The organism is Microcystis sp. M090S1, assembly GCF_020246295.1.
GTDB classification, from domain to species: Bacteria; Cyanobacteriota; Cyanobacteriia; order Cyanobacteriales; family Microcystaceae; genus Microcystis; species Microcystis aeruginosa.
Genome location: NZ_JADBTF010000146.1, coordinates 1 through 4,217, shown reverse-complemented (window position 1 = coordinate 4,217; position 4,217 = coordinate 1). Strand labels below are relative to the sequence as shown.

Annotated in this window: 5 protein-coding genes; all 5 read left to right on the top strand. The window is 45.4% G+C overall.

The window, feature by feature from the left end; genetic code table 11:
• The first annotated feature begins 341 nt into the window (after positions 1-341).
• Positions 342-518 carry a DUF8621 family protein gene (locus tag IM477_RS06550; RefSeq protein WP_002762817.1) on the top strand — a complete coding sequence of 59 codons (177 nt, stop codon included), beginning with the start codon at positions 342-344 and terminating at the stop codon, positions 516-518.
• Positions 515-1,573: a DUF3326 domain-containing protein gene (locus IM477_RS06545; protein ID WP_287731012.1), complete on the top strand. Its 1,059-nt coding sequence runs from the start codon at positions 515-517 to the stop codon at positions 1,571-1,573. The genes IM477_RS06550 and IM477_RS06545 overlap by 4 nt, the downstream gene beginning before the upstream one ends.
• Positions 1,570-2,148, top strand: coding sequence for a CPBP family intramembrane glutamic endopeptidase (locus tag IM477_RS06540; protein WP_287731010.1), 579 nt, complete (start codon positions 1,570-1,572; stop codon positions 2,146-2,148). The genes IM477_RS06545 and IM477_RS06540 overlap by 4 nt, the downstream gene beginning before the upstream one ends.
• 632 nt (positions 2,149-2,780) lie before the next feature.
• The gene (gene trxA / locus IM477_RS06535) at positions 2,781-3,095 is read left to right on the top strand and encodes a thioredoxin (RefSeq protein ID WP_416209722.1); all 315 of its coding nucleotides are present in this window, start codon (positions 2,781-2,783) and stop codon (positions 3,093-3,095) included.
• A 508-nt stretch (positions 3,096-3,603) separates the two neighbouring features.
• A complete protein-coding gene (locus tag IM477_RS06530; RefSeq protein WP_002749339.1) occupies positions 3,604-4,047 on the top strand; it encodes a DUF3531 family protein in 444 nt (147 codons plus the stop codon).
• The last annotated feature ends 170 nt before the right edge of the window (positions 4,048-4,217 follow it).

Here is a 4,217-nt window from a genome sequence, read left to right as displayed (position 1 = left end):
ATCGCTTTTACTTTTGATATTCTGATGGGAGAATGAAACAGCCCTAGGGGTTTGGGGGGTAGAACCCCCCAAAAGCTTGGATTGAGTAATAAAATCGAAAGTAACGCCCAATTTTAGCCTGGAGTTTCCCCTTAAAAATCTCAACTTAGTAGATTTACAAAAATGAGATGCACGCGATCAATCTTTGTGTCCTTTGTGTCTTTGTGGTTCGTTCCACTCCCTCGCCAGCAGGACTGTATCTTAGAACACATTTTACCCACCAAACCCAAGAGAGCCGATAAGCCAGCGCAAGAGGGCAAAATCTTGATAAACTGAGGGGATAACTATCCCAGACAATCCCCATGACCACTCACTTTATTAGTGCCGAAATCGACCTACAGGAAACCCCGCAACAACTGCAGCAAGAAATCGAAAAAGAATTGGCCAAACGCGGTGAACCCTTGCGTTGGGCAATCACAGAAGTGGATAGCGAGAATAATCAGGTAAAAGTCGAAGCGATTGTCACCACTGCCTCGTGAATTCCCGTCCCTATACCGCCGTACTAATTATTCCCACCGGCATCGGGGCAGCGATTGGCGGTTATGCTGGGGATGGCATTCCCGTGGCCAAAGCGATCGCCAAAGTTTGCGATCGCCTAATTACCCATCCCAATGTCCTCAACGGCGCACAACTGTACTGGCCTCTGGACAACACCTATTATGTGGAGGGTTACGCTTTAGATCGTTTTGCCCGGGGGGATTGGGGATTAAGTCCCGTCCATCAAAATCGCATCGGGTTACTATTCGATCGCGCCATTGAATTTGACCTCTTGCAAAGACACCTTCAGGCTGCCGATGCTGTCCGGGCTACCCTGGGCTTAGATCTCACCGATTACGTTATCACCGATGCCCCCTTAAATGTGCAGTTGCGAGAGGCAGCCTCTGGGGCCAGTTGGGGAACAATTGGCAATCCCGACAGCTTGCTGCGGGGGGCAGAAAAACTGATTAACCAGGGCCGGGCGGAAGCGATCGCCATTGTTGCCCGTTTTCCCGACGATCCCGATAGCATTGCCCTGGCTAATTATCGCCATGGTCAGGGGGTGGATCCCCTTGCCGGGGCCGAAGCGGTGATTTCCCATCTGGTGGTCCGACAATTCCAAATACCGGCGGCCCACGCTCCCGCTTTAAGTCCGCTGCCCCTCGATCCGCAACTTTCCCCCAAGGCCGCGGCCGAAGAAATCGGTTATACTTTTTTACCCTGCGTTTTGGTGGGTTTAAGTCGCGCCCCCCAATTGGTCAAGCAGCCCAGTCCCGATGCTATTTGGAGCCGGGAGGTGGACGCGCTGATCGTTCCCGCCAGTGCCTGCGGCTGTAGCACAGTTCTGAGTTTTTGTCAAGAAAAACCTGTACTGATTGCTGTCGAGGAAAATAGTACAAGAATGAAGGTGGCCCCGGAACCCCTAGGGGTGAAAGCAATTAGGGTACACTCATATACAGAGGCGATCGGTGCGATCGTTTGTCAACGGGCAGGGGTTAGCCTAGCATCTCTTCGCCCTAATTTACACTCTTTACGCTGTTTATCCGAGAATCCGTGACTAATTCCCCTAATTCCGAATTTGATACCCTGACACGCACACAAGTCCTCACCATTATGGCGGTAACGGCGATTATCTTGCTGGTAGTCGCCAAAGTTTGGCAATATTTCGGTGCGATCGCTATTCCCGCAATTCGCTTGACTCTCCCGGATTTCCTGTTCGGATTAGCCTTAGCGGGGGCAATTAGTGGAATTAGTGGGCTTCTCTATCGTTTTTGGTCTAGTTATCGCCATAGTGCTAACGCTTACTTAGAATTAGTCATTAAACCTTTAGCTTGGCCCGATTTAATTTGGGTTGGATTACTGCCGGGGTTAAGTGAAGAATTATTATTTCGCGGGGTGATTTTGCCGGCTTTGGGCTTAAATATCTTTGGTTTAACCGTTTCTAGTCTAATTTTTGGTATCCTCCATTTTAGCGGTTCCCAACAATGGCCCTATGTTATCTGGGCAACTGTTGTCGGTTTTGCCCTCGGTTATACCGTCATCATCACCGGTAATTTATTAATCCCGATCCTCGCTCATATTATCACCAATCTCCTCGCTAGTTTTCTCTGGAAATTACAGAATAGGAGTTAGGGGATAGGGGAAGTGGGGAGATGGGGAAATGGGGAGAACAAATAAAACGCAATCTCCTGACTCACCGTTCGCTCAAATTTTTGAACTCCACCTTATTATCATGGCAAAAAAGCTTACAACATAAGGTTTTCAGAAGACCTAGCGGTGGTTAACTTCGAGAAAATTAATACAAGGTGATCTCGAAGGGATCTGCTTCGCAATGTGCCAACTAACCTACTTAAAATCATAACTGCTTCGTTTTCGTAGCGATGCCGCGGGCACAGCGAAGCTGACCGCCCAAAATAGTTCCTCGCTCCCCGCTTAATCGGTTAAAAGCCTTGCACAGAAAGCAGTTAGCCTCATTTATTGAAGCTCCCTAAGTTTAAAATAAGCGAACGGTGAGATAGGATTAGGTGTAATATCTTATTATTCCATGTCCTAGTGAGGGCAGATTCAGATACATATTTGGTTACATTAGTGCTGAAGAGGAGAACAGGAAAATGAGTAGTTCGACTAAAGACAATCAGGGAGCTAATATTTCTATGATTAATAACGAGCAAATAACCAAAATCATAGCCTATTTTTTAGTTACAATTACGCTAATTCTTGGCTTGAATGGATGGGGTAGTCAAGCATCTGCTCAAGTTACACCAATTACTGACAAAACCTTTGCCGAAGAAGTTTTGGAAAGTAATACTTTTGTTCTGGTTGAATTTTATGTACCTTGGTGTAGTCACTGTCGTATGGTTGCACCAGTCGTGGATGAGATTGCTGAACAATATGCAGGTCGCGTAAAGGTTGTCAAAGTGAACGCAGATGAAAATCCGCGAACTGCTAGTCAGTATAACATTCGCAGCGTTCCCACTCTGATACTCTTCAAAAAGGGTCAAAAGGTCGATCAGATAATAGGTGCTGTTCCGAAAGCAACCCTAGTCGATTTCATAGAGAAACATTTAGGATCTAAATGAATAGATTGCTTATCTTCTGGATTGTTTGTCATAGTTTTAAAAAGCATTGAAACTTGGTCTAGGTTGAAAAATCTTAGACTTAACCGTTCCTACAGCATATTGCTCTTCTCACCGTTCGCTCAAATTTTTGAACTCGACCTTATTATCATGGCGAAAAAAGCTTACAGCATAAAGTTTTCAGAAGACCTAGCGGTGGTTAACTTGGAGAAAATTAATCCAAGGCGATCTCGAAGGGAGCCGCTTCGCAGTGTGCCAACTAACCTACTTAAAATCACAATTGCTTCGTTTTTGTAGCGATGCCCAGGCACAGCGAAGATGACTGCCCAAAATAGTCCCTCGCTCCCCACTTAGTCGGCTAAAAGCCTTGTACAGAAAGCAGTTAGCCTCATTTATCGAAGCTCCCTAAGTTTAAAATAAGCGAACGGTGAGTTCCTGACTCTTGACTCCGAACTGCGAACCCCCAACACCCTAACACCCAACCTCTTTTTTACTTTTTACCTTTAAAAACATGGAAGTGCAATTTCGCGAATTTAATCCTTTTGATGTCTGGTTTTGGCTGGAATTTTCGACGGTTCCCTCGAATATGGAACAGCAATATGTAGAAGAAGTTTTTGCCTCTTGGTTTTATTTGGGTAAATTAGGAGCTTTCAATGCCGAAAACCTACAGGTACAGGAGGTGGGAGTCGATATTAGTTATATGGAATACGATCCAGATATGGCCGAAAATGCCTTTATGTCACCGATGCACAATATGACCGATTTTGAATACTTAGGTACTTGGGGACGTTGTTGGTTTGACCTTGGTACTAGCGATCTTATTGCTTTAGATATTTTAATCAATGCCTTGACCCAATTAAGTAAGGATTTTGTCGATATTAAACGTTTAATTATCGGTGGAGAAAATCAAGATTGGCCAGTTAGCGATCGCAGCAATTATCTCTTTAGCGAATAATTAGGGTTTAGTGAAAAAGTTTCTTGGTGGAGTCAGTATTCAGTATTCAGGAGGAGATAGGGTGATAGGGTTTTGGGGTGATAGGGTGATGAGACAGCTTCCCCATCTCCCCACTTCCCCACTTTCCCACTTCCCCACACCCTCTTTCAAGTCAGGAGATTATTTTTATT